The sequence below is a fragment of the Mycobacteriales bacterium genome (genome assembly GCA_040902655.1).
In the GTDB taxonomy this organism is placed as follows: domain Bacteria; phylum Actinomycetota; class Actinomycetes; order Mycobacteriales; family SCTD01; genus SCTD01.
In genome coordinates this window covers 62,354-85,848 of sequence record JBBDWV010000016.1, presented here as the reverse complement: position 1 = coordinate 85,848, position 23,495 = coordinate 62,354, and the positions used below count along the sequence as shown (strand labels likewise).

The window sequence follows — 23,495 nt, the reverse complement described above, 5'->3', positions numbered from 1 at the left end:
GCCTGTGACCGTGCTGGTGGGCGGCGTCAGCGAGCTGTACCAGAGCGATCTGGATCTGGGCCGCGTGGTGATCGACAGACTGCAGGGCGAGGACCTCGGCCCGGGCGTCCTGGTCGAGGAGCTGCACTACGGTGCGGTGGCCGTCGCCCAGCGGCTGGAGGACCTTCGCCCGGCCACGCTCGTCCTGGTGAGCGCGGTCGTGCGGGGGCGGAAGCCGGGCTCGGTGGTGCGCTCACGGATCGAGCCGCCGCAGAGTTCGCCGGCCCACGTCCAGGCGCTGGTCGGCGACGCGGTGACCGGCTATGTCCATCCCGACCTGGTGGTGGAGATCGCCGCGGCGCTCGGCTTCCTGCCCCCGCGAAGCATCGCGATCGAGGTGGAGCCGGAGGTCGTCACGACGGGTGAGGGGCTCAGCGCCTCGGTGCAGGACGCCCTCGAGGTGGCGCTGGACCTGGTGCGGGTGGAGGTCCGCCGCGCGCCGCTGCTGGCGCTGGCCGACGACCTGCGACCGACGGTCGTCGGCGACCGGCTGGAGGATTCGCCTGCCCTGCTCGCCCTGCGCGAGCTGCTCGGAGAGCTCGAGCTGCTCGAGCGGGAGGGCCGTTGGGGCCACACCTTCGCCCTGCGGGACCGGATGAAGCTGGCGATCGGCAGCACCAACAGCAGCGAGGGGATGGAGCCGCGTGACTGGGCTCTGTGGTGGATGCTGATCGAGGAGCTGGACCGGCTCGAGGCCGTGGAGGCCGTCGGTCACTGAGCGTGCCGGCCGGGTCGTCCAGGACGACCCGGCCGGACGACGGCTACGGCTCGGGTGTGGTGGGGGGCTGCTCGGGGATCTCGAAGCCGGGCCGGCCGATGAGTTCTGCCGGCATCTCGATCACGCCCTGAGGCTCCTGCAGCATGCCGAGGTTCTGCGGTGGGATCGCCACCCGGTTGCCGCGCTCGGTGAGCAGCACCAGGGCCCCGTCGGCCAGCACGTCGACCGCTTCGCCGGTGACCTCGGGACCGCCCGGGCCCATCGGGATGAGGCGGGCCCGGCGCTGCTGGCCGAGCGTGCTGCAGCGGCCGAGATAGGCTGAGAGCACCACTCCTGGCGGCGCCGCCAGCCGCTCCTCCAGCGCCTGCACCAGCTCGGCGAGCAGGCCGTCGCGCGGCGGCGTCGCCTCCTGGACGAGCACCGTCATGGTCAGCCACTCCGTGCGTGAGGGGCCGAGTTCGACGTAGACGCCGAGGGAGGCCAGTGTCTCGCCGGTCGGGCCGTGCACCGTATCGGGCCAGGTGAGGCCGGTGTTCCGCGCGCCGAGGACGTCGTGCAGGGCCAGCAACGAGGTGACGTACGGCCAGCCCTCCCGCTCCGGAGCCAGCACGGGACGGGCGATGAGCGTGAAGCCCAAGCCGTGACCGGCCGTGACGATCCACGGCAGCCCGCCACGCCCGCGGGGGGAAGCCTGGTAGTCGGCCACCACCAGCGAGCCGGAGGGCGCGCCCTCGCGCGCCCACGCCATGGCGGTGGCCTCGGTCGAGAGCAGAGCCGGGTAGCTGCGCACCGACCGGTCGCCCAGCACATCCGCCAGGGCATCGACGCTCAGATCGGCGTTCATCGCCATGTGGCCGGCTGCCCCTCCGCAGTGGCCGCCGCGTTGAGGCTCTCGACCAGGCGCTGCCACTGAGGGATCGCGAACCTGGCCAGAGCCGAAGCCAGCACCGCGCGGATGCGCTGGTCGTCCGGCTCCGGCCGGTCCGCACTGGCCTGGACGATTGCCGTCGCGAACTGCTGGTAGGTGCGTGGTGGCAGCTCCAGGATGACCTGCAGCAGGCTCTCGGCCAGGTTGTACATCGCGGGCGTCCGGACCAGCAGGCCGTCGAAGAAGCCGCTGACCAGGGCGCAGCGGTGCTCGGTGGACAACTCGCTCACCCGCAGCACCTCCTCGCGGATCACCCGGGGCCACTGCTCCGGATCCTCGCCGTCCAGGACGGCCAGCAGATCGTCCTCGGGCCTTCCCGGGTGCCGGCTCAGCACCGCCTGCGCCTGCGCCCGGACCGGGGCTGCCGCACTCGGGATGCCGAGGGCCTGCCGGGCCGCCAGCCGGGCCCGGGCGGGATCGTCGGCCTGCTCGTGCGCGAGGGCGAGGTTCGCCTTGGCCATGGCGTACTCGGCGGGCCGGATGCTGCGCGGGAACGCGCCGAGGGCATGCTGCAGCGACTTCACGGCGGCGGCGGGGTCGTCCGCCGCCATCTGGGCCAGCCCGAGCGCGTTGGCCGCCATGCCGGCTCCTGCCTCGTCACCGGCTCGCTCGGCGAGTGTCAGTGCCTCCTCGAGCAGGCGCAGGGACTCCTCGGCTCTTCCTGCGGCCAGCAGGGCAGCACCGTGATCGCGTGCGGCGGCACCGGCCTGCGCCGGGTAGTTGGCGGCCAGGAAGAGCTCCATCGCGCGCGCCCAGGCAGCGCAGGCAGCCTCCACGTCACCCAGGTCCTGACGGACCAGCCCGAGGTTGTACGCGGCAGCGGCCTGCTCGAGGGGCGAGTCCAGGTCGGCCAGCTCGGTGGACGCGGCGGAGAAGGTCTCGGCCGCCTCCTCGAGCCGACCGGCCAGGCGCAGACCCGCGCCGAGCATGACGGCCGCCTTGGCCTGTTCCAGCCGCATGCCGGCGCTCCGGAACATCTCGCGTGCCATGGTCAGCGCAGCCAGCGCAGGGTCGGTCTCGCCGGCCTGCAGCAGCACCGACCCCAGGTGGAACTGCGTCGTCGCGTGCTGCACCGGATAGCGATCCACGGGGTACTGCGTGAGGCGCGCGGTGAGCACCTCCTGCTCGGACTGTGCCACTGGATCTACCCTTCGCCCATGAACGCGGTGGTGGCTTGCTTCGGAAACGTCCTCAAGGCTGACGACGGGGTCGGTCCCGCTGTCGCGCATGCGCTGCTCGACGAACCCCTGCCGGACGGGGTGCGGGTGATGGAGATCGGGATCGGGGGCATCCACCTGGTGCAGGAGCTGCTGCGGGAGGGAGCCGACCTGCTGCTGATCGTCGACGCGGTGGATCTCGGCCGGCCGCCGGGCACCGTCCTCGTGCAGCGACCCGACGTCCTGGACGTCAACACGCTGGGCGTCGACCGGCGCCGCGACACCTTGGCCGACATGCACCTGGCGACGCCCGAGAAGGCGATGATGGTCGCGCTCGGGCTGGGGGTGCTGCCCGCCACCCGCTTGCTCATCGGCGTCCAGACGACGGACACCGAGGAGCCGCGGATAGGCCTGTCCGCCGTCACGACCAGAGCCGTCCCGTTCGCCGTCGCCGAGGTGCGGCGGCTGCTGAGCGAGCATGCGGCCGCGGTGTCCTGACGCACCAACGGATCAGGCCGGCCGCGTGGTGATCTGCAGCAGCACCTGGTTCGGCGGCGGGTGCGCCGCCGCGCCGTCGTCCGGTGCGACATCCATCGAGACGAAGCCCGGCAGGTTCTCCCGTAGCGCCTCCTCGACGCCGTGACGCAGCGTCTCGCCGGCCGACGTGCACCCGGAGCAGGCACCGGTGAGACGGACCTGCACCACTCCGTGCTCGACCCCCAGGACCTCGACCTCACCGCCGTGCTCATGCAGGTAGGGGCGGATCTGCTCCAGCGCCTGCTCAGCCGCCTCGCTGTCGTTCACGCCGACGCCGTACGCCTCGAACAGCCAGTCGATGGCCACGTCCTTGCGCCGGAGCGGCTCCAGGTCCTCGCCCAGGACCTCCGCAGTCCGGGTCACCGCGAGGCGGTGCACCGCGTCGACGCCGTCGAGCAACTCGAAGATGCGGTTGCGCACCTGCTCGTCGAGCCCCTCGATGTCCTCCAACAGCTCCTCGAGGCGGTCGAGCAGCGGACCGAGCGCAGCAAGAGAGCCACCACGGGTCTCCGCGACGCTGACCTCCGGAGTCGACTCAGCCACGGCTGGATCGGCCCTTCGTGACGTGATCGACGACGGGCGGCCCGACCGCATTCATGAGCGAGGCAAACACCATGCACAGCTCCTAGCTGTCGACTCCCGGGCCCACTCCTGGCAGTGTGCCTCCTACTACCTGGCTCACGCTACTAGGTGATTCGCGCCACTACCGCCCCTTCCGTAGGAGGAACACATGACCACTGTCGCCAACCAGCTCAAGCTCAAGCTCGGGGTCGTGGGCAAGGGCGGCGTCGGCAAGACGACCGTCTCCGGGCTGATCGCTCGCGCGTACGCCGAGCGGGGCCGGCACGTCGTGGCGATCGACACCGACTCCAACCCCAACCTGGGCCTGTCGCTCGGCCTGTCGCTGGCAGAGACCGAGCTGGTCCCCGTCCTCCCACGGGCCACCATCGTCGGTTCCGGCGGGAACACCTCCGCCGCCGACCTGCTGACGGAGTACGGCCGACCGACGCCGGCGGGCCCCACCCTGCTGTCGGCCATCAAGGTGACCGAGGCCGGCGCAGGTTGCACCTGCAGTGGCCACGCGACCTTGCGCAGCCTGCTCGCCGACGCGCTCGAGGACGTCGAGCTCGCGCTGGTCGACATGGAGGCCGGCCTCGAGCACCTGAGCCGCTCCGGTGGCACGCTCGCGCACGCCGACGTGCTGCTCGTGGTCTGCGAGCCGACCCGCAAGTCGGTGCTGACGGCGTCCCGCACCGCGGCGCTCGCCGCCGAGCTGGGCATCCCCGAGGTGCTCGCGCTCGGTAACAAGGCACGCACGCCGGACGACGTCGCGTTCTTCCGCGACGCGCTGGCCGCTGAGGGCATCCCGCTGGCCGGCGTGCTGCCCTACGACCCCGAGGTCGCCTCGGCGGACCGGACCGGCGCCGTCGGCCTGACGCCGGTCGCACCGGACGTGCAGGTCGCCCTCGACGAGGTGTTGGACGCCCTCGACAAGGCGCACGCCCGCGCCCGCAGCTGACGGGAGAGCCTCAGGGACCGCCGCGGTCAGCCGGCCGCGGCGGTGCCCGGCTCGCTCGCCGCCGGGGCCCGGCGCTCAGCCGCCGTCGGCCGCCAGGCTCTCGGCGAGGGCGACCAGGACGCGCACACCGGGAGAGCCCGGCGCGGCGTCGAGCGGGGCGAGACCACGCCGCTCGGCGTCGACGATCGCCGGGTCGTCGGGGACGAGCACCGGCTCCAGGCCCGGGAAGGCCGCACGGACCCGCGCCTCGTCCTCCGCGTCGCGGACCCTGTTCGCCGTCACCACGACGCGTCCCAGATGTCCCTCGGCGACGAGATCGGCGGCCCGGCGGCCGACCTCCAGCGACTTGGCTGTCGGCTCGACCACCACCACGACGACGTCCACCGGCGCATCGAGGCGCATCACGGTGCCGATGCCGGCCTCGAAGTCGGCGATGACCACACGGTCCGGACGTGCCAGCTTCCCGAGCAACTGCTCAGGTGAGATGCCACATCATGGACAGCCTGGTTCGGGATTCTGGATCGCGGTGACGACCGCCAGCCGGACCCCGTCGGGGGCGTCGGCACCGAAGCGGTCCATCAGGTCGTCGGACGAGGTGGCGTGCTGCTCCTCACCCGCGTCGAGCGCATCGCGTACCGCGACCAGCTGCTCGGTGGCGTCCTCGCCGATTCCCAGGGAGATCCCGAGATTGGGATTGCTGTCGCAGTCCAGCGCGAGCGTCGTCCGGCCCGAGCGGGCGAACGTACGGGCGAGGATGGCGGAGGTCGTCGTCTTGCCCGATCCGCCCTTGCCGACCACGGCGACCTTCATACGCGCTCCGTCTCGTTCCTCAGGACCTCGAGAAGGGACCGTACCGCCGTCACGGTCCGTCCGTCGGGATCGTGGTCCAGGACCGCCCGGCCGAGACGATCCGCCTCGCCGACCGCATGATCGAACGGAACCGAGGCGATCACCTCGAGGCCGGTCCGGTCGGCAACCCGTGCGGCGTCCTGCGGCTCGCGGACCTTATTGGCGACCGCCACGACACGGGGAGCCTTGGCGCTCGCGGCGAGCTTGGCGAGCCGGCGACCCGTGAGCAGGGACGCGGGCGTCGGCTCGACGACGACCAGGAACGTCTGGGCGTAGCGGCCCCAGGTCAGGAACGGCTGACGGGTGCCGCCCGGCAGGTCGCCGACGATGCTCCAGCCGTCGCCGGGCAGGTCGTCCAGCACGCGCTGGAAACCGAAGTGCTGCCGCGGATTGGTCCACTTCGGCCCGCGGGCCTTGCCGAGCTGGAAGAAGTGCACGCCGTCGGGCGTGCGTACGGCGTACTGCTCGACCGCCTCCGGCCCGGTCAGCCCCTCGCGCAGCCGGTAGCGCCGGCGGCCCTGGTCGTCTTCGTACTCCTCGACGGCCTCGTCGGGCAGCCCCGCGTCGCTCTGCGGAGCCCCGAGGGAAAAGGCCATGCCCGGCATCGGGTCGGAGTCGATGGCGAGAACCCGCTCCTCCGTCCCGGCGAGCAACCGGGCGAAGGTGCCCGACAACGAGGACTTGCCCGCACCGCCCTTGCCCACGAATGCCAGTCGCATGGGCGGACTGTACGGCCGGCTCGGATTTTCTGTTTGCTACTGGCCCCACACATCTACCGAACGGGATTACAGTCGGAGGAACACTGACAAGGGAGCGCGACATGTGCCTCGGCATTCCGGGCCAGATCGTCGAGATCAACGACCCGGCACAGCAGCGCGCGAAGGTGGACGTCGAGGGCGTCCGCCGTGAGGTCTCGGTGTCCCTGATCGGGCTCGACGGCCCCGGGGGTGCGCAGGTCGGTGACTGGGTGCTCGTCCATGTCGGCTTCGCGATGGCCAAGATCGACGAGGCCGAGGCGCGCGAGACGCTCGACGCCCTCAAAGCGCTCGGCGACATGTACGAGCAGGAGATCAACGACTACTCGGCAGCGATCGAGGGCCTCGAAGGGACAGCGGTCGGCGCCGGCGGCCAGTCGTGAGTGTGGCCGAGGCTGCCGTCGCCACCGGGCTGTCGGGCGGCCTCGCCGACGATCTCGCGGCGGCCTCGCTCGCGCTCGCGCGGCGGCTGTCGGCGGGCGGCACCCTCTGGTGCGCGTCACCGGCCTGGCCGCACCACGCGCAGCACGTCGCGGTGGAGTTCGTGCACCCGGTCATCGTCGGCAAGCCGGCGCTGGCCTCGGTGGCGCTCTCGTCGCACCAGCTGATCCCGACCGCGCGCGCCAACCTGAGCAGCGGCGACGTGCTCCTGGTCATCGCCACGGCGCAGGACCCGGTGGCCCGCGAGCTCGTCCGCCGGGCCCCGGTCTGGGGTGCGGCCACGCTGTGGATCGGCGCGGGAGAGCGACCGGAGGCGGGCGCGGCCGACCACGTCCTGTGGCTGCCCGACGACCAGACGGCCGCCCACGACGGCAGCTTCATCCTGCTCTATCACCTGCTGTGGGAGCTGTCCCACGTCTGCCTCGAGCATGCGGGGCTGCTCGTGCCGCCCGCCGACTGCGACGGCCCGGTGTGCATCACCTGCTCCGACGAAGGGCGCCTCGCGGAAGTCGTCAGTGCGTCGGGCTCCACGGCGCGGGTGCGCACCGCCGACGGGCTCGAGGACGTCGACCTCTCGCTCGTGGGAGCGGCAGCACCCGATGACCTGCTCGTGGTGCACGCCGGCATGGCCATCACCAGCCTGGCGGGCCCGTCATGAGCTTCCTGTACCCGATGCTCGACACGGACGAGCGTGACGCCACGGCCCTGCTCGCCGACCTCGCCCGTTCGGCGCAGGCCAAGACGCTGGAGAGCGCGCAGGCACGCATCCGTACCGTGGTCGAGCTGGGACCGGTGCTCGACGCCGCTGCGGACGCCATGGCCGCGGCCTTCGCCGCCGGCGGGCGACTGTTCTGCTTCGGCAACGGCGGCTCGGCCACCGACGCCGCGGGCATGTCGGCGCTGTTCGTCTCCCCGACGACCGGCCGGTCGCTGCCCGCGCGGTCCCTGGCGGCCGACCCGGCGGTGCTGACGGCATTGTCCAACGACGTCGGCGTCGAGGTGGTGTTCGCCCGCCAGCTCATGGCGCACGGCCGGGCCGGCGACATCGCGCTGGGGCTGTCCACCAGCGGCGGGTCTGCGAACGTGCTGCGCGCCTTCGCACAGGCCCGTCGAGCCGGGATGCTGACCGTCGGGCTGGCCGGCTACGGCGGCGGGGCCATGGGTACCTGCGCCGATCTCCAGCACTGTCTCGCTGTCGAGGGGCAGAGTGTGCACCGGACGCAGGAGGCGCAGTCGGCGCTCGCCCATGCGCTCTGGCAGCGAGTCCAGGATCGTCTCGAGCCCCAGGAGGGCCTGTGAAGTACGTCGACGAGTACCGCGATCCTGCGGCCGCGCGCGTCGCGGTCCGCCGCATCACCGAGCTGGCCGAGGGCGGCCGAGGCGGCGTGCCGTACGCCTTCATGGAGGTGTGCGGCGGTCATACGCACACCATCTACCGACACGGCATCGAGCAGCTGCTCCCCGACACCGTGGAGCTGGTGCACGGGCCCGGCTGTCCGGTCTGCGTGATCCCGATGGGGCGCGTGGACGACGCGATCGCGCTGGCCGAGCGACCCGACATGATCTTCACGTCCTTCGGCGACATGCTGCGAGTGCCCGGTAGCACCTCCAGCCTGCTCGAGGCCAAGGCCCGCGGCGCCGACGTGCGCATGGTCTACAGCCCGCTCGACGCGCTGAAGCTGGCCCTGGCCAACCCGGACAAGCAGGTGGTGTTCTTCGCCGTCGGCTTCGAGACGACTGCGCCGTCGACCGCTGTGACGTTGCTGCGGGCGCGCGAGCTGGGAGTGCAGAACTTCAGCGTCTTCTCCAACCACGTGACGATCGTGCCGCCGCTCAAGGCCATTCTGAACTCGCCGGACCTGCGCCTGGACGGCTTCCTCGGCCCGGGCCACGTCAGTACCGTGATCGGCAACCGGCCGTACGACTTCGTCCCGCAGCGGTACGGCCTGCCGCTGGTCACCGCCGGTTTCGAACCGCTCGACATCCTGCAGGCCGTAGTCATGCTGCTGCAGCAGTACGCCGACGGCCGGTGTGAGGTGGAGAATCAGTACAACCGGGTCGTCACCGATGAGGGCAACCCGATTGCGCTCCGGATCCTGGAGCAGGTCTTCACCCTGCGGCCGCACTTCGAGTGGCGCGGCCTGGGCTTCATCGCCCAGAGCGCGCTGGCTCTGAACGACGACTTTGCGGCGTACGACGCGGAGCGGCTGTTCGAGGTGCCCGGCGTGCGGGTGGCCGACCCGAAGTCCTGCCAGTGCGGTGAGGTGCTCAAGGGCGTCATCAAGCCCTGGGAGTGCAAGGTCTTCGGCACGGCGTGCACGCCCGAGACACCCATCGGCACCTGCATGGTCTCCTCCGAGGGCGCCTGCGCGGCCTACTACACCTTCGGCCGGTTGCACAGCACGGCCGCGGGTCTCGCCGCGGCGGCGGTGTGACGGCGCCGACCGCGGACGGCCGCCAGGAGCTGGTGCTCGAGCGGGTCGAGTCCTTCCGTCGGCGCCGCCCTCGGTTGACCGACGATGTCGTCACGCTCGCGCACGGCGCCGGGGGAAAGGCGTCCGCGGCCCTGATCGACGCGGTCTTCCTCGAGGCGTTTCGCAACGAGCAGCTCGAGCAGCTGGGCGACGGGGCGCTGCTCGTGACGCCGTCCGGGGACCGCATGGCGTTCTCCACCGACTCCTACGTCGTGAAGCCCCGCCGGTTCCCCGGCGGCTCGATCGGCCATCTGGCCGTGCACGGGACGGTCAACGACCTGGCGATGTGCGGTGCCCGCCCGATGTGGCTGTCGGCGGCGTTCGTGATCGAGGAGGGCTTCCCGGTCGAGGAGCTCAAGGCGATCGTCGCGGACATGGCGGAGGCCGCGGCGAAGGCCGGCGTCACGATCGTCACCGGTGACACCAAGGTGGTGGACACCGGTGCTGCCGACGGCCTCTACATCACCACGGCCGGTGTGGGGATGATCCCGGCGGAGCGCCAGCTGGGCGCGCAGCTGGTGCGCCCGGGTGACGCGGTGTTGGTGAGCGGGACGCTCGCCGACCACGGGGTCGCGGTCATGCTCGCGCGCGGGGACCTCGACCTCGAGGCCGACGTCGAGTCCGACACGGCGCCACTCGGTGAGCTGGTCGAGCTCCTGCTGGCCGCAGCGCCGGACACCCGCTGGCTACGAGACCCCACCCGGGGCGGTGTCGGGACGGTGTGCAACGAGCTGGCGGCCGATGCCGAGGTCGCGGTGGTGCTTCAGGAGGCCGCCCTGCCGCTGCGCCGCCCGGTGGTCGGCGCCTGCGACCTGCTCGGGATCGACCCGCTCTATGTCGCGAACGAAGGCAAGCTCGTCGCCGTCGTGCCGGCCGACCAGGCGCAGGCCGCGGTGGCCGCGATGCGGCAGCACCCGCTGGGCGCCGACGCTGCCGTCATCGGCCGGATCGCGGCGGAGCCGGAACGGATCGTGCTGCTGGAGACCGCCTTCGGTGGCACCCGGATCGTCGACATGCTCGTCGGCGACCCGCTCCCGCGCATCTGCTGACCGTGCCCCTGCCCGCCGTCGAGCGTCGGCGCCTTTCTGTCCGGGGCACGGTGCAGGGTGTCGGTTTCCGCCCGTTCGTCTACCGGCGGGCGGTCGAGCTCGGCCTGGCCGGGTGGGTCGGCAACGACGGACAGGGCGTCGTTCTGGAGGTCGAGGGTCCGGCCGCGGCGCTGGACCTGCTGCAGCGCGCGCTGGAGACCGATCCGCCTGCACTGGCCGCCGTCGAGGCCGTCGACGCCGCCGTGCTCCCCCCACAGGGCGGGACCGGTTTCACCATCGTCGCCAGCACGCCGGGGGACGCGACCGACGTGCGGGTCAGCGCCGACGTCGCGCCCTGCGCGGCCTGTCTGGCGGAGTTGGCCGATCCGGCCGACCGGCGCTTCGGCTATCCCTTCACCAACTGCACCGACTGCGGCCCGCGCTACACGATCGTCCGGTCGGTCCCGTACGACCGCCCGGCGACCACGATGGCGTCCTTCGCGATGTGCGCCCGGTGCCAGGCGGAGTACGACGACCCGGCGGACCGGCGCTTCCATGCCCAGCCGAACGCCTGCCCCGTCTGCGGGCCGCGGCTGACCTGGTCCAGCGGCGGAGCGGAGCTGGACGGACCGGCTGCGCTGGATGCCGCCGTGGCCTGCCTGACCGGCGGCGGCATCGTCGCGGTGAAGGGCATCGGCGGCTACCACCTGGCCTGCGACGCCACCGACGAGGCCGCGGTGCAGGCGCTGCGGCAGCGCAAGCGGCGGGACGAGAAGCCGTTCGCGGTCATGGTCGGCGACCTGGCCGGCGCGCAGCAACTGTGCCGGTTGGACGCCGTGGCCCGGGCGGCCCTGGTGTCCTCGCGGCGCCCGATCGTCCTCGCGCCCCGTATTCCGGCGGCCGGTCTCGCGGCGGCGGTGGCTCCCGGGCTGCCCGACCTGGGCGTGATGCTGCCCTCCAGCCCGCTCCACGAGCTGCTGCTCGGCGCCGCCCGGCGGCCGCTGGTCATGACGAGCGGGAACCAGAGCGACGAGCCGGTCGTCCACCGCGACGACGAGGCCCACGACCGGCTCGGCCCGATGACCGACGGGCTGCTGTCGCACGACCGGGAGATCCACGTCCGGGTCGACGACTCGATCCTGCGCAGCCTGCCGGGCGAGCGGGTGCAGATGGTGCGGCGCGCGCGGGGCTGGGTCCCGCAGCCGCTACGCCTGCCGGTCGAGGCTGCCCGCCCCGTGCTCGCGGTGGGGGCCCAGCTCAAGAACACCGTCGCGCTCGCGCGCGGCCGCTCGCTCGTGCTCAGCCAGCACCTGGGTGACCTCGACGAGTGGGCTGCGTACACCGCCTTCGTCGCCGCCGTCGAGCACCTCGTCTCGCTCAGCGGGGTGCTGCCGGCGGTGGTCGCGCACGACCTGCACCCGGACTACCGGTCGACGGCCTGGGCCGCCGAGAGCGGGTTGCCGCTGCTGGGCGTGCAGCACCACCACGCGCACATCGCGGCCTGCCTGACCGAGCACGGGGTGATCTCGCCTGTCCTCGGGATCGCTTTCGACGGCGTGGGTCTGGGGACCGACGGGACGCTGTGGGGCGGGGAGTTCCTGCTCGCCGACCTGACCGGTTTCACCCGGGTCGGCCATCTCGCCACCGTCGCGTTGCCGGGCGGTGATGCGGCCGTCCGCGAGCCGTGGCGGATGGCGCTGGCATGGCTGCACCGCAGCCTGGGAGCCGACGTCGCCGCCGAGCACGGCCCGCGCCTGGACGAGCGGTGGGCATCCGTCCTGTCGGTGGTGGCGTCCGGTCGCGCACCGGAGACCTCGAGCGCGGGCCGGCTCTTCGACGCGGTCGCGGCCCTGCTGGGGCTGCGTACCTGCGTGACGTATGAAGGACAGGCTGCGGTCGACCTCGAGGCGGTGGCGCGGACAGCCGATCCGGGATCGGTGCCGCAGTACGAGTTCGACATCCGCGACGCCACGCTCGACCCGGCGCCGATGCTCGCCGCGCTGCTCGGGGACCGGCGGCGAGGTCTCCCGGTGGAGGTGATGGCTGCCGGATTCCACCGCGGCCTGGCCGAGGGTGCCGCCGCGCTGGCCGTCGCGCAGGCCGCGCAGGCCGGTGTCGACACCGTGGCCCTGAGCGGGGGCGTCTTCCAGAACGTCCTGCTGAGCGACCTGCTGGCCACCCGGCTGCGCAGCGCCGGGCTGCGGGTCCTGCAGCACGAGCAGCTGTCGCCCAACGACGGGTCGATCAGCGTCGGTCAGGCTGCCGTCGCGGCCGCGACGCCGGCCTGAGACGCTTCAGGCGTGGTGGACATCTCGATCGAGCTGGTGCCGGACCCCGAGCAGGACGCCGCCGCGCGCCGCGCTGCCCTCGCGCTGCTGACGGCGATGTACGCCGATGCCGGCGCTGACGGCCTGCGGGCCGTCTCGGGGGTGGCGCTGAACGACCTGCTGGCCCGCGTGGTCGGCGGCATCGGCCACGTACGCGAGGAGTCGGTCCCGGCGCTGACGGTGATGCTGGAGGTCGTCGGCCGGCAGTTCACTGCGTTCGCCGCCGTCACCGCCGCGGTGGCTGCCGAGGCCTTCGCCGCCGGGCAGCGTGACCCGCACGCCGACGAGCCGGACCACGGCGAACTGCTGCGTGCGGTCAGCCAGCTGATCGAGGAGCTCGGCGGCTGAGCCACCTCGGTTGGAGGCGACAGGCCCGCACTAGCTCGCCAGGGCGTCCGGGCGCAGGTCCTGAAGAAGTCCGAGGGCCTCCAGCAGGTAGCGCGCGTCCTCGGCGTCGGTGGCGTAGTTGCAGGCCGTGAGCGCCGCGGCGCGCAGGTTCGCCGGGGTCAGACCCGTCGCCGGGTCGAGGATGTCGGTGCCGTCGTGGGTCATGGTGTCTCTCCGTCGAGGTCAAGTTGTCGGTGCAACAACGCGGTCGGCCGGCGGCATTCCCGGCGGGTACGCCGGCGGCCGCCGCGAGGAGCAGGGCCGCAGCAGGCTCATCAGCCCGGGGGGCTACGAGTGGACCCGGACCTGGATGCGCTCGCCGACGGTCGCCACGTCGTACGACCGTTGCGGTGAGGTGGCGGGCCCCCGAGCGACGCTGCCGTCCGCGAGCCGGAAGCGGCTGCCGTGCCAGGGGCACTCGAGGCAGGTGTCACCGCCCGCCTGGACCAAGGTGCCGTCCTCGAGCGGTGCACCCCAGTGGCCGCACGTCGCGCCGAGGGCGTGCAGCCGGCCGCCGGAGCGGACCAGCACGACCTGCTGACCCTGCACCTCGACGCGGTACGGACGACCGTCGACGAGGTCGGCCGCCGCCGCGGCGTCCGTCCAGTCGCGCGGCTCGACCTGCTCGTCGGCGTTGCGGTTGACCCCCACGCCCTGCGCGTAGGACAGGTGGCCGCCCAGATAGCCGCCGACAACCAGGCCGGCCGTGCCGGCCAGCGCGAGCCGGCGGCCCGCGGCGTGGTCGCCCCGGCGCCGCGCCAGCCAGCTGGCGGCGTACAGCACCGTGGTGGCGGTGTTGGCCGCCGCGTGGACGAGGCCGACCCGCTTGGGCCGCTTGGCGCTGCCCAGCTCGGACCAGTCCGCCAGCCCGGAGGCGGCGGTGGGCGCGACGGCCAGCACACCCGCCCCGACCAGCCGGCGGGCGGCGTCGCGCCCGCCCTCACCGGCGGTCAGGTCGAGCAGCACGGCGCCGGACCACAGGCCGATCGGGCCGGCGATGAGCAGCGGGTGCAGCTGGTGGCCCAGCCAGGTGCCGTGCAGCGCGTCCTTGACCCGGCCGCGGGGGAGCGCCGCGTGCACGACGCCCGCGACGCTTTCGACCACCGGGTCCAGAACCTTGGCCTGCTCGAGCCTGCCGGTCAGCGTCGACCAGAACACGGTGCCTCCTCGGGGTCGTCCCACCACAGGACGTGGCCCCCGCGGCCGGCCCGCAAACTCCTCCGCACGCTCCCGAGGGGCCCGTGTCGCTGGGCGAGCCGGCGCCGGCGCCGGCCGCTCGGTGTCAGGCCCGCGGGACCAGCGCGTCGAGCACCTCGGCGTCGTCGGCGGTCACCGGCACCTGCCTGCGGCGGAACAGCCAGGCGACGCCGTGGACGGCGACCGCGGCGTAGCCCCAGCCGACGAAGGCGTCGACGACGTAGTGCTCGCCGGCGTAGGTCAGCGTGAAGGTCATGGCGAGGACGTACAGGACCAGCAGCACGCGGGTGCGGACTCGGACGAGCCGCCAGCTGAACAGCAGCACCATGACCGGCACGCCCGAGTGCAGCGAGGGGATGGCCGCGACGCCGTTGGCGTACGCCTCGCCGCGCGCCACGGCGTTGCGGACCTCCCCGATGCCGGTCGCCCGCAGCGTGTCGCCCACCACCCGCGCGACCTCCGGCAGGTAGCCGTTGAGCCCGGCCATCCACGGCGGAGCGGCCGGGAACACCACGTAGGTCGCCAGGGTGATCAGCGTCAGCGCGACCAGGGTCCACACGTAGCGGCGGAACAGGTGGTAACGGGTGACCCACAGCGCGACGGCCAATGCCATCGGCACGACGAAGTGCGACATGTAGACCGGGACGATCAGCACGTCGTACCACCGGACATCACCCGCGACGTGCAGCCGGTCCTGCAGCCAGACGGTCGGCACGGGGCCTCCGGTCAGCCAGCCGAACAGCACCTCGTCGGCCCGCAACTGCGGCAGCACGTGGGCATGATCGGTGCCCGCAGCGCCCGCCTTGCCGTTCTGCAGCGCGGGCAGGTCGACCAGCCGGCCGCCGACCTCGTCGGCGACGCCGCGCAGCAGGTCGTAGAGGAACAGCACGCCGATCAGCGGCAGCCAGTCCCGGGCGACCGACCGGCGCCAGATCGGCCACTCGCCGCCACAGGCGGCCAGCAGCAGGAGCAGCACCCAGCCGGTGACCACCTCACGGCCGGTCGGGAAACCGAACGGCAGCGAGACCAGGACGAACAGCGCGCCGACGCCGAGGAACCACGTCCTGCGGCGCGCCTTCGCCTGCGGCGAGATCGCCTGCCACGGGGAGAGCACCCGCAGCCGCCCCGCGGACCCGCCCGTGTCCGTCACGCGTCCTCCTGTCGTGCTCGAGCCTACGGGCGGCGCTTCCCCCGGTGATCCACGCGCATCTCGAGGTGGATCCAGGTGCGACAACCGCCTCGAACTCCCCGTGGATCAAGAAGGCCTGACCGGCGCCGCGTAGGATCGGCGCACATGACGACCGAGACGGCGCCCGAACGCCAGGCGTACGACCCGCACGCCGTACAGGACCGCTGGCTGCCGGTGTGGGACCGCCTCGACCTCTACCGCGCCGGCCGGATGGCCGAGAAGGCGGGGACAGCCGCGCCCAAGAAGTACGTGCTCGACATGTTCCCCTACCCGAGCGGCGACCTGCACATGGGTCACGCGGAGGCCTACGGCCTGTGCGACGTATTGGCGCGCTACTGGATGCGCCGCGGCTTCGACGTGCTGCACCCGATCGGCTGGGACTCCTTCGGCCTGCCCGCCGAGAACGCCGCCATCAAGCGGGACGAGCACCCGGCCACCTACACGTACGGCAACATCGAGACGCAGGCGGCGTCGTTCCGGCGGTACGCGATCTCCTTCGACTGGTCGCGCCGGCTGCACACCAGCGACCCGGAGTACTACCGCTGGACGCAGTGGCTGTTCCTGCGTTTCCGCGAGCGCGGCCTGGCGTACCGGAAGTCCTCGGCGGTGAACTGGTGCCCGGTGGACCAGACGGTGCTCGCCAACGAGCAGGTGGTGCAGGGGGCCTGCGAGCGGTGCGGCGCGCAGGTCACCAAGCGCGAGCTGACCCAGTGGTTCTTCAAGGTCACCGAGTACGCCGACCGGCTGCTGGCGGACATGGAGTCGCTGCGCGGTTCCTGGCCGGAGCGCGTGCTGCTGATGCAGAAGAACTGGATCGGCCGGTCGCAGGGCGCCCACGTGGAGTTCCTGGTCGGTCGGGCCGACCGGGAGGGCGCAGCCGGCGACACGAGCGTGACCGTGTTCACCACCCGACCGGACACGCTGTACGGCGCGACCTTCTTCGTCGTCGCGGCCGACGCGCCGCTGGCGCTGGAGCTGTGCGCGCCGGCGCAGCGGGAGGCGCTGGAGGCCTACCGCGAGCAGGTCCGCACGCTCTCCGACATCGACCGGCAGTCCACCGACCGGCCCAAGACCGGCGTCGACCTCGGTGTGACCGCCCTGAACCCGGTGACCGGCGAGCAGATCCCGGTGTACGCGGCGGACTACGTGCTGGCCGACTACGGCACCGGCGCCATCATGGCGGTGCCTGCACACGACCAGCGCGACCTCGACTTCGCCCGCGCCTTCGGGCTGCCGGTGCGGGTCGTCGTCGACACCGGCGACGCGGATCCGGCTGCGACCGGAGTCGCGACCGTGGGTGACGGCGTGCTGGTGAACAGCGGCCCGTACGACGGGCTGCGCAAGGACGAGGCGATCGCGCGGATCGTCGCCGACCTCGAGGCGCGCGGCGGTGGCAGGGGAGCCGTCAACTACCGGCTGCGCGACTGGCTGCTGTCGCGGCAGCGGTTCTGGGGGACGCCGATCCCGATCGTGCACTGCCAGGCGTGCGGCGAGGTGCCGGTGCCGGACGACCAGCTGCCGGTGCGGCTTCCCGACCTGCGCGGCGCGGCGCTCAAGCCGGCCGGCACCTCGCCATTGGGGGCGGCCGAGGAGTGGGTGAACGTGCCGTGCCCGTCGTGCGGCGGTGCGGCCCGGCGTGACACCGACACGATGGACACCTTCGTCGACTCCTCCTGGTACTACCTGCGCTACTGCTCACCGGATCACCAGGACGGCCCATTCGACCCGGCGGCCGTGCGCGAGTGGATGCCGGTCGCGCAGTACGTCGGCGGGGTCGAGCACGCGATCCTGCACCTGCTCTACAGCCGCTTCTTCATGAAGGTGCTGCACGACATGGGCATGGTCGACGGCGTGGAGCCGTTCGCTGCGCTGATGAACCAGGGGCAGGTCATCAACCAGGGCAAGGCCATGAGCAAGTCGCTCGGCAACGGTGTCGACCTGGGCCAGGAGCTGACGACGTACGGCGTGGACGCGGTGCGCCTGACGGTCGTGTTCGCCGGCCCGCCGGAGGACGACATCGACTGGGCCGACGTGTCGCCGTCCGGCTCGGTGAAGTACCTGGCCCGGGTGGCGCGGCTCGCCGAGGACGTGGCGCTGCTGAGCGGCGGCGGTCGCGACGAGGCGGTCGACCGGGTGGTGGCCCGGACCGTCGACGAGGTGACCCGGCTCGTGGAGGCGCAGCGGCTCAACGTCTGCATCGCCCGGCTGATGGAGCTGACCAACGCGCTGCGCAAGGCGGCGGATACGCCGACGCCGGCCGTGGCCTCGCTGCGGGACGGTGCCGAGGCGCTCGCGGTGATGCTCGGCTGCTTCGCGCCCTACACCGCCGAGGAGGTGTGGTCGCGGCTGGGGCACGACGTGGAGGCGGGGGACTCGGTGCACGACTCCCGCTGGCCGACCGCCGACCCGGTGCTGCTGGTCGAGCAGTCCGTGACCTGTGTCGTGCAGGTCGCCGGCAAGCTGCGCGACCGGCTGGAGGTCGCGCCGGACATCTCCGAGGACGACCTGCGCGCGCTGGCGCTCGCGTCCGACGGCGTCGTCAAGGCGCTCGAGGGCCGGGAGGTCCGCACGGTGATCGTGCGGGCGCCGAGGCTGGTCAACGTGGTGCCGAGCTGACCCTGCCGCCGGAGCCTGCGCGCGGCCTCTAGCCTGCGCTTCATGAGCACGGTCGCGGTGGTCACCGACAGCACGGCCTACCTGCCGGAGGGCGTGGCCGAGGAGTACGACGTCGGGGTGGTGCCGCTGCACGTCGTGCTCGGCAGCCGTACCGGTACGGAGGGGGATCAGGTCTCGCCCGGCGACGTCGCCTCGGCGCTGGCCGAGCGGCGGCTGCAGGTGTCGACGTCACGGCCGACGCCGGGCGAGTTCGCGACGGCCTACCGTGCCGCCGGCTCCGCCTGTGTGGTGTCGGTGCACCTGTCCGCCGAGCTGTCGGGGACCTGTGACGCGGCGGCGGTGGCCGCGGCCGAGGTGGCGCCGGAGGGGATCGAGGTACGGGTCGTCGACAGCCTGTCCATCGCGATGGGGCTGGGCTTCTCGGTGCTGGCCGCCGCTCGCGCGGCCCAGGGGGGCGCCGGTGTCGACGAGGTCGAGGCGAGCGCGCGCAGGACCGCCGGCAGGACCGACACGCTGTTCTACGTGGACACTCTCGAGCACCTGCGGCGGGGCGGCCGGATCGGTGCGGCGGCGGCGCTGCTGGGGACCGCGCTGTCGGTGAAGCCGCTGCTGCATGTCAGTGGCGGCCGGATCGCGCCGCTGGAGAAGGTGCGTACGGCGTCGAAGGCGCTGGCGCGGCTCGAGGAGCTCGCGGTCGGACGAGCCGGTCCTGGACCGGTCGACCTGGCGGTGCACCACCTGGCTGCGGCCGACAAGGCGGCAGCACTGGCCGATCGCCTGCGTGCGCGGATCCCGCAGGTCGGCGAGCTCCACGTCTCGCAGGTCGGCGCTGTCGTCGGGGCGCATGTCGGGCCGGGTCTGCTCGGAGTGGTCGTCGCGCGCCGATGAGCGGCACCGAGGTCCTGGCGCTGCTCGTCGGCTACGCCGTCGGGGCGGTGTCCCCTGCCACCCTGCTCGCCAGCCGGCGCGGCGTCGACCTGCGTAGCGTCGGCTCCGGCAACCCGGGCGCCACCAACGCCGGCCGTGCCCTGGGACGGCGTACGGGGATGGTCGTCGCGCTGCTCGACGTGGCCAAGGGTGCGTTGCCCGCGGCGGGATTCGGGGCGATCGACCACCGGGCGGGACTGATCGCGGGTCTGGCGGCGGTGCTGGGTCACGTGACCTCGCCGTTCCTGCGCGGGCGCGGCGGCAGAGGCGTGGCGACGGCGGCCGGCGCGATCCTCGGCTCGCATCCACTCTGGGCGCCGGTCGTGCTGCTGGTCTGGGTGGTCGTGCTGGCCGCCTCCCGCTGGATGACTCTGGCGTCGGTGTGCGCCGCCTTGGCCGTTCTGCTGGTGGCGGTGGTCGTCCGGGTGGACGTGCTGTGGGCTGCGGGGCTGGCCGCCATCATCCTGGTCCGCCACCAGCCGAACGTCCGTCGCCGGCTCGAGTCGCGCCGGGTGCCCCGGGTCGAGCCCTGATCCACAGGCCCACGGTCCTCCACAGATGGGTCGGGCCGCGGCTGTCGGGGCGCCGGGCTGCCTACCGTCCCGGACGTGCTGCTGCGCTCTCGCCCCGACGGCTCGGCCGCTGCCGCCCGGGTGGCAGCGCTGCTGCCCGAGACCGATCGGGGTTGGCTGCCTCCGGACGAGGGGGACGACGTCGTTCCGGACCCGGCCGGGGACCTGCGTGACACGGACCCGGCCGGGGACCTGCGCGAGCTGGACCCGGCCGGCGACCTGCCCGACGAGCAGCTCGACGGCGGCGAGCGGTCCTGGGCGGCCCGTCCTCCCGGGGCCCACCTGCTCGACGGCCCTCGCTGGCGGCTGGACCCGGGCCGCCGCGGGACCGTGGCGCTGCTGCTCGTGGCGCTGCTGGCGGCGTCGGGGGCGGGAGCGGTGGTGCTGCGCGGGCGGCCGCAGGAGGTGGTCGTGCCGGTGGTCGAGGCGGCCGGCGTGCCGCTGCCGGGCACCTCGGTCGAGCCGTCGGCCCACCCGGATGGCGAGGTGGTGGTCGCGGTGGCGGGCAAGGTCCGCTCGCCGGGGCTGGTGCGGCTGCCGGTCGGTAGTCGCGTCGACGACGCGGTACGGGCGGCGGGTGGCGTCGTGCCCGGTTCCGACGCCGGGCTGCTGAACCTCGCCCGCAGGTTGGTCGACGGTGAGCAGGTGCTGGTCGGCGTCGAGCCGCCCCCGGGTGCCGCGCCTCCTGGTGGGGGCGGTGCCGCCGCCGGGGCCCTGCTCGACCTCAACGCGGCGAGCGCCTCCGATCTCGACGCGCTGCCCGGCATCGGCCCGGTGCTGGCCCAGCGCATCGTCGACTGGCGCACCCAGAACGGCCGCTACGCCAGCGTCGACCAGCTGCGTGAGGTGACCGGCATCGGCGAGGCGAAGTACGAGGACCTGCGCGCGAAGGTCACCGTCTGAACGCTCGTGCGCCGCGGGACCGGCCCGGCCGCGTGCGCGCGTCGTACCGCGTTACCGTGCCAGCACCGGAGGGGCCGCCGCAGCGGGAGGAGCAGCGAGTGAGGATCGCGCTGTTGGTCACCTGCCTGGTCGACACGCTCTACCCCGACGTCGGACGGGCCACCGTCACGCTGCTCGAGCGGCTCGGTCACGAGGTGGTCTTTCCCGACCGGCAGACCTGCTGCGGGCAGATGCACGTCAACAGCGGTTACCAGCGCGACGCGCTGCCCCTGGTGCGTCACCACGTGGAGGTCTTCGAGCCGTACGACGTGGTGGTCGCGCCGTCCGGGTCCTGTGTCGGCAGCGTCCGTCACCAGCACGCCATGGTGGCCCGCAGGGCAGGTGACGACCGGCTGGCCGCGCGGGCGGAAGCGGTGGCCGGGCGGATCTACGAGCTGTCCGAGCTGCTGGTCGACGTGCTCGGTGTCGAGGACGTCGGGGCGGCCTACCCGCACCGCGTCACCTACCACCCGACCTGCCACTCGCTGCGGCTGCTGCGCGTCGGCGACAAGCTCCTGCGGCTGCTGCGTCACGTGCGCGGCCTGGACCTGGTCGAGCTGCCGGAGGCCGACCAGTGCTGCGGCTTCGGCGGTACCTTCGCCCTCAAGAACGCCGACACCTCCACCGCCATGCTGGCCGACAAGATGCGGCACGTGCTGTCCACCGGTGCCGAGGCCTGCACGGCCGGGGACTCGTCCTGCCTCATGCACATCGGCGGGGGGCTCGCCCGGCTGCGGTCCGGCACGCGCACCGTCCACCTGGCCGAGATCCTGGCCGCGACCGAGCAGCCCGCATGACCACCGTCCACCTCGGCATGCCGCTCGTGCGGGCTCCTCGCGGGGTGGGCATGCTGCGCGAGCAGGAGCCGTTCCCCGCTGCGGCCCGCCGGGCGCTCGCCGACCCGCAGCTGCGGGCCAACATCCGCCGGGCCACCGGGACCATCCGGGACAAGCGCCAGCGGATGGTCGACGAGGTGCCCGACTGGGAGCAGCTGCGTGATGCCGGCTCGGCCCTGAAGGCGGCCACGATGGCCCGCCTGCCCGAGCTGCTCGTGCAGCTGGAGGAGCAGGTGACCGCCCGCGGCGGGACGGTCCACTGGGCCCGCGACGCGCACGAGGCCAACCGGATCGTCACCTCGCTGGTGCAGGCCACCGGGGCCGACGAGGTGGTGAAGGTCAAGTCGATGGCGACCGTGGAGATCGGGCTCAACCAGGCCCTGGAGGCGGCCGGGATCGCCGCGTGGGAGACCGACCTCGCCGAGCTGATCGTCCAGCTGGGTCGCGACCGGCCCAGCCACATCCTGGTCCCGGCGATCCACCGCAACCGGGCCGAGATCCGCGAGATCTTCCGGCGCGAGATGCCTGGCCTGGGCACCGAGGTGCCGGCCGACCTGAGCGATGTCCCGGCCGAGCTGGCGGCCCTCTCGCGGCGGCACCTGCGCGCGAAGTTCCTGTCCGCCCGGGTCGCCGTCAGCGGCGCCAACTTCGCGGTCGCGGAGACCGGCACTCTCGCGGTGGTGGAGTCGGAGGGCAACGGGCGGATGTGCCTGACGCTGCCGCAGACGCTCATCACGGTGATGGGCATCGAGAAGCTGGTGCCGACCTGGCGTGACCTCGAGGTCTTCCTGCAGCTGCTGCCGCGCTCCTCCACCGGCGAGCGGATGAACCCGTACACCTCGACCTGGACCGGCGTCACTCCCGGCGACGGCCCGCAGGAGCTGCACCTGGTGCTGCTGGACAACGGCCGCAGCGCGACGCTCGCCGACGAGGTCGGTCGCTCCGCGCTGCACTGCATCCGCTGCTCGGCCTGCCTGAACGTCTGCCCGGTCTACGAGCGGACCGGGGGACACGCGTACGGCTCGGTCTATCCCGGACCGATCGGCGCGGTGCTGTCGCCGCAGCTGACCGGGGTGCAGGACAACGCCTCGCTGCCCTACGCCTCCAGCCTCTGCGGCGCCTGCTTCGACGCCTGCCCCGTCAAGATCGACATCCCGCGGCTGCTGGTCGAGCTCCGGGCGCAGCACGTCGAGGCGCGGGCCGAGGAGCACCCGGTCCCGTCGGCCGAGGCGGTGGCGATGGCCGCGGCGGCCTGGACGATGGCCCGATCGAAGCGGTGGGTACGCGCGCAGCGCGCCAGCCGCATCGGGCGGCTGCTGGCCCGCCGGTCCGGGCGGCTGCCGGCCCTGCCCTTCCCCCTCGCGAGGTGGACCTCGAGCCGTGAGCTGCCCGTACCGCCGGAGGAGACCTTCCGCGACTGGTGGGCCCGGGAGCGCGGATGAGCGCCCGCGAACAGGTGCTGGCCCGGGTGCGCAGCGCGCTCGGCGCCGACCCCGAGGTGCCGTCGGTGCCGCGGGACTACCGGCCCGCCGGCGACCACCTCCCCGGCGCTGCCGAGCTGGTCGAGCTGCTGGAGGACCGGCTGCGTGACTACCGTGCCGGCGTGCGGCGGGCCTCCCGTGAGGCCGTTCCGCAGGCCGTCGCGGCGGCACTGGCCGAGCACGGGTCGCCGTCGGTGGTCGTGCCGCCGGGCCTTCCTGCCGACTGGGTCCCGGGGGCTGTCGTGGACGACCCGCCACTGGACGTGCAGGCCCTGGACCGGACCGGGGCCGTGGTCACGGCCTGCGCCGTGGCGATCGCCGAGACCGGCACGCTGGTGCTGGACGGCTCGCCCGACCAGGGCCGGCGCGCCGTGACGCTGGTGCCTGACCTGCACGTCTGCGTCGTGCCGGTCGGGCAGATCGTCGGCACCGTCCCGGAGGCGCTGGCGCGGCTGGACCCGCTGCGCCCGCTGACCTTTGTCAGCGGGCCGTCGGCGACCAGTGACATCGAGCTGGAGCGGGTCGAGGGTGTGCACGGCCCCCGCCGGCTCGAAGTGGTGGTCGTGGAGGACTGAG

The 23,495-nt window shown here is 73.2% G+C and carries 26 protein-coding genes; 17 read left to right on the top strand and 9 right to left on the bottom strand.

The window, feature by feature from the left end; translation table 11 throughout:
- Window positions 1–4 precede the first annotated feature (4 nt).
- Window positions 5–757 (top strand): hypothetical protein, encoded by a 753-nt coding sequence (locus WD794_04395; protein MEX2289553.1) that lies wholly within the window; start codon window positions 5–7, stop codon window positions 755–757.
- 43 nt (window positions 758–800) lie between these two features.
- Here WD794_04395 and WD794_04390 read toward each other — a convergent pair whose 3' ends face one another.
- Window positions 801–1,607: a hypothetical protein gene (locus WD794_04390; protein MEX2289552.1), complete on the bottom strand. Its 807-nt coding sequence runs from the start codon at window positions 1,605–1,607 to the stop codon at window positions 801–803.
- Window positions 1,598–2,824, bottom strand: a complete 1,227-nt coding sequence (locus WD794_04385) for a hypothetical protein (protein MEX2289551.1) — start codon at window positions 2,822–2,824, stop codon at window positions 1,598–1,600. The genes WD794_04390 and WD794_04385 overlap by 10 nt, the downstream gene beginning before the upstream one ends.
- 18 nt (window positions 2,825–2,842) lie before the next feature.
- Between WD794_04385 and WD794_04380 the strand changes: the two genes are divergently transcribed.
- Complete coding sequence (locus WD794_04380; protein MEX2289550.1) at window positions 2,843–3,340, top strand: hydrogenase maturation protease; 498 nt, start codon at window positions 2,843–2,845, stop codon at window positions 3,338–3,340.
- 12 nt (window positions 3,341–3,352) lie between these two features.
- Here the strand turns inward: WD794_04380 and WD794_04375 are convergent, their stop codons facing one another.
- The gene (locus WD794_04375) at window positions 3,353–3,922 is read right to left on the bottom strand and encodes a NifU family protein (GenBank protein MEX2289549.1); all 570 of its coding nucleotides are present in this window, start codon (window positions 3,920–3,922) and stop codon (window positions 3,353–3,355) included.
- A gap of 187 nt (window positions 3,923–4,109) precedes the next feature.
- Here WD794_04375 and WD794_04370 point away from each other — a divergent pair, with 187 nt between their 5' ends.
- Complete coding sequence (locus WD794_04370) at window positions 4,110–4,898, top strand: AAA family ATPase (protein ID MEX2289548.1); 789 nt, start codon at window positions 4,110–4,112, stop codon at window positions 4,896–4,898.
- Window positions 4,899–4,973: 75 nt separating this feature from the next.
- On the opposite strand, the gene WD794_04365 is transcribed toward WD794_04370, so the two are convergent.
- From WD794_04365 to WD794_04355, 3 genes are read right to left on the bottom strand one after another with little or no spacing between them, the layout of a single operon-like run.
- Window positions 4,974–5,369, bottom strand: coding sequence for a hypothetical protein (locus WD794_04365; protein ID MEX2289547.1), 396 nt, complete (start codon window positions 5,367–5,369; stop codon window positions 4,974–4,976).
- 21 nt (window positions 5,370–5,390) lie between these two features.
- Complete coding sequence (locus WD794_04360; protein MEX2289546.1) at window positions 5,391–5,708, bottom strand: AAA family ATPase; 318 nt, start codon at window positions 5,706–5,708, stop codon at window positions 5,391–5,393.
- Window positions 5,705–6,466, bottom strand: a complete 762-nt coding sequence (locus WD794_04355; protein ID MEX2289545.1) for a hypothetical protein — start codon at window positions 6,464–6,466, stop codon at window positions 5,705–5,707. Before WD794_04355 ends, WD794_04360 begins: the two co-directional genes overlap by 4 nt.
- Before the next feature lie 101 nt (window positions 6,467–6,567).
- On the opposite strand from WD794_04355, the gene WD794_04350 reads away from it, so the two are divergent.
- The 7 genes from WD794_04350 to WD794_04320 are packed head-to-tail and all read left to right on the top strand — an operon-like array spanning window position 6,568 to window position 13,120.
- The gene (locus tag WD794_04350) at window positions 6,568–6,885 is read left to right on the top strand and encodes a HypC/HybG/HupF family hydrogenase formation chaperone (GenBank protein ID MEX2289544.1); all 318 of its coding nucleotides are present in this window, start codon (window positions 6,568–6,570) and stop codon (window positions 6,883–6,885) included.
- Window positions 6,886–6,887: 2 nt separating this feature from the next.
- Window positions 6,888–7,601 (top strand): HypC/HybG/HupF family hydrogenase formation chaperone, encoded by a 714-nt coding sequence (locus WD794_04345; GenBank protein ID MEX2289543.1) that lies wholly within the window; start codon window positions 6,888–6,890, stop codon window positions 7,599–7,601.
- The gene (locus WD794_04340) at window positions 7,598–8,242 is read left to right on the top strand and encodes an SIS domain-containing protein (GenBank protein ID MEX2289542.1); all 645 of its coding nucleotides are present in this window, start codon (window positions 7,598–7,600) and stop codon (window positions 8,240–8,242) included. The genes WD794_04345 and WD794_04340 overlap by 4 nt, the downstream gene beginning before the upstream one ends.
- Window positions 8,239–9,378, top strand: a complete 1,140-nt coding sequence (hypD, locus tag WD794_04335; protein MEX2289541.1) for a hydrogenase formation protein HypD — start codon at window positions 8,239–8,241, stop codon at window positions 9,376–9,378. The genes WD794_04340 and hypD overlap by 4 nt, the downstream gene beginning before the upstream one ends.
- Complete coding sequence (hypE, locus tag WD794_04330) at window positions 9,375–10,466, top strand: hydrogenase expression/formation protein HypE (protein MEX2289540.1); 1,092 nt, start codon at window positions 9,375–9,377, stop codon at window positions 10,464–10,466. Before hypD ends, hypE begins: the two co-directional genes overlap by 4 nt.
- A gap of 2 nt (window positions 10,467–10,468) precedes the next feature.
- Window positions 10,469–12,733, top strand: coding sequence for a carbamoyltransferase HypF (gene hypF, locus WD794_04325; protein MEX2289539.1), 2,265 nt, complete (start codon window positions 10,469–10,471; stop codon window positions 12,731–12,733).
- A gap of 12 nt (window positions 12,734–12,745) precedes the next feature.
- The gene (locus WD794_04320) at window positions 12,746–13,120 is read left to right on the top strand and encodes a hypothetical protein (GenBank protein MEX2289538.1); all 375 of its coding nucleotides are present in this window, start codon (window positions 12,746–12,748) and stop codon (window positions 13,118–13,120) included.
- 30 nt (window positions 13,121–13,150) lie between these two features.
- Here WD794_04320 and WD794_04315 read toward each other — a convergent pair whose 3' ends face one another.
- The 3 genes from WD794_04315 to WD794_04305 form a co-directional block, all read right to left on the bottom strand.
- Complete coding sequence (locus WD794_04315) at window positions 13,151–13,324, bottom strand: hypothetical protein (protein ID MEX2289537.1); 174 nt, start codon at window positions 13,322–13,324, stop codon at window positions 13,151–13,153.
- A gap of 123 nt (window positions 13,325–13,447) precedes the next feature.
- Entirely contained in the window at window positions 13,448–14,317 is an 870-nt protein-coding gene (locus WD794_04310) for a Rieske 2Fe-2S domain-containing protein (protein MEX2289536.1), read from the bottom strand.
- Window positions 14,318–14,441: 124 nt separating this feature from the next.
- Window positions 14,442–15,506 (bottom strand): phosphatase PAP2 family protein, encoded by a 1,065-nt coding sequence (locus WD794_04305; GenBank protein ID MEX2289535.1) that lies wholly within the window; start codon window positions 15,504–15,506, stop codon window positions 14,442–14,444.
- Between the two features lie 144 nt (window positions 15,507–15,650).
- Between WD794_04305 and leuS the strand changes: the two genes are divergently transcribed.
- The 7 genes from leuS (at window position 15,651) to WD794_04270 (ending at window position 23,494) form a co-directional block, all read left to right on the top strand.
- Window positions 15,651–18,161 (top strand): leucine--tRNA ligase, encoded by a 2,511-nt coding sequence (gene leuS / locus WD794_04300; protein ID MEX2289534.1) that lies wholly within the window; start codon window positions 15,651–15,653, stop codon window positions 18,159–18,161.
- 42 nt (window positions 18,162–18,203) lie between these two features.
- Window positions 18,204–19,049, top strand: a complete 846-nt coding sequence (locus tag WD794_04295) for a DegV family protein (protein ID MEX2289533.1) — start codon at window positions 18,204–18,206, stop codon at window positions 19,047–19,049.
- The gene (locus WD794_04290) at window positions 19,046–19,621 is read left to right on the top strand and encodes a glycerol-3-phosphate acyltransferase (protein ID MEX2289532.1); all 576 of its coding nucleotides are present in this window, start codon (window positions 19,046–19,048) and stop codon (window positions 19,619–19,621) included. The genes WD794_04295 and WD794_04290 overlap by 4 nt, the downstream gene beginning before the upstream one ends.
- Before the next feature lie 75 nt (window positions 19,622–19,696).
- Window positions 19,697–20,563, top strand: a complete 867-nt coding sequence (locus tag WD794_04285) for a ComEA family DNA-binding protein (protein ID MEX2289531.1) — start codon at window positions 19,697–19,699, stop codon at window positions 20,561–20,563.
- Between the two features lie 98 nt (window positions 20,564–20,661).
- Window positions 20,662–21,399, top strand: coding sequence for a (Fe-S)-binding protein (locus WD794_04280; GenBank protein ID MEX2289530.1), 738 nt, complete (start codon window positions 20,662–20,664; stop codon window positions 21,397–21,399).
- The gene (locus WD794_04275; protein ID MEX2289529.1) at window positions 21,396–22,880 is read left to right on the top strand and encodes a LutB/LldF family L-lactate oxidation iron-sulfur protein; all 1,485 of its coding nucleotides are present in this window, start codon (window positions 21,396–21,398) and stop codon (window positions 22,878–22,880) included. The genes WD794_04280 and WD794_04275 overlap by 4 nt, the downstream gene beginning before the upstream one ends.
- Window positions 22,877–23,494, top strand: a complete 618-nt coding sequence (locus WD794_04270) for a lactate utilization protein C (protein MEX2289528.1) — start codon at window positions 22,877–22,879, stop codon at window positions 23,492–23,494. The genes WD794_04275 and WD794_04270 overlap by 4 nt, the downstream gene beginning before the upstream one ends.
- Window position 23,495: the final 1 nt, after the last annotated feature.

Bases quoted from the DNA above. Each gene is read 5' to 3' on its own strand.
- WD794_04390 (MEX2289552.1), bottom strand. From the start codon at position 1,607: ATGGCGATGAACGCCGATCTGAGCGTCGATGCCCTGGCGGATGTGCTG.
- WD794_04380 (MEX2289550.1), top strand. From the start codon at position 2,843: ATGAACGCGGTGGTGGCTTGCTTCGGAAACGTCCTCAAGGCTGACGAC.
- WD794_04370 (MEX2289548.1), top strand. From the start codon at position 4,110: ATGACCACTGTCGCCAACCAGCTCAAGCTCAAGCTCGGGGTCGTGGGC.
- WD794_04360 (MEX2289546.1), bottom strand. From the start codon at position 5,708: ATGAAGGTCGCCGTGGTCGGCAAGGGCGGATCGGGCAAGACGACGACC.
- WD794_04355 (MEX2289545.1), bottom strand. From the start codon at position 6,466: ATGCGACTGGCATTCGTGGGCAAGGGCGGTGCGGGCAAGTCCTCGTTG.
- WD794_04350 (MEX2289544.1), top strand. From the start codon at position 6,568: ATGTGCCTCGGCATTCCGGGCCAGATCGTCGAGATCAACGACCCGGCA.
- WD794_04340 (MEX2289542.1), top strand. From the start codon at position 7,598: ATGAGCTTCCTGTACCCGATGCTCGACACGGACGAGCGTGACGCCACG.
- WD794_04315 (MEX2289537.1), bottom strand. From the start codon at position 13,324: ATGACCCACGACGGCACCGACATCCTCGACCCGGCGACGGGTCTGACC.
- leuS (MEX2289534.1), top strand. From the start codon at position 15,651: ATGACGACCGAGACGGCGCCCGAACGCCAGGCGTACGACCCGCACGCC.
- WD794_04295 (MEX2289533.1), top strand. From the start codon at position 18,204: ATGAGCACGGTCGCGGTGGTCACCGACAGCACGGCCTACCTGCCGGAG.
- WD794_04290 (MEX2289532.1), top strand. From the start codon at position 19,046: ATGAGCGGCACCGAGGTCCTGGCGCTGCTCGTCGGCTACGCCGTCGGG.
- WD794_04275 (MEX2289529.1), top strand. From the start codon at position 21,396: ATGACCACCGTCCACCTCGGCATGCCGCTCGTGCGGGCTCCTCGCGGG.
- WD794_04270 (MEX2289528.1), top strand. From the start codon at position 22,877: ATGAGCGCCCGCGAACAGGTGCTGGCCCGGGTGCGCAGCGCGCTCGGC.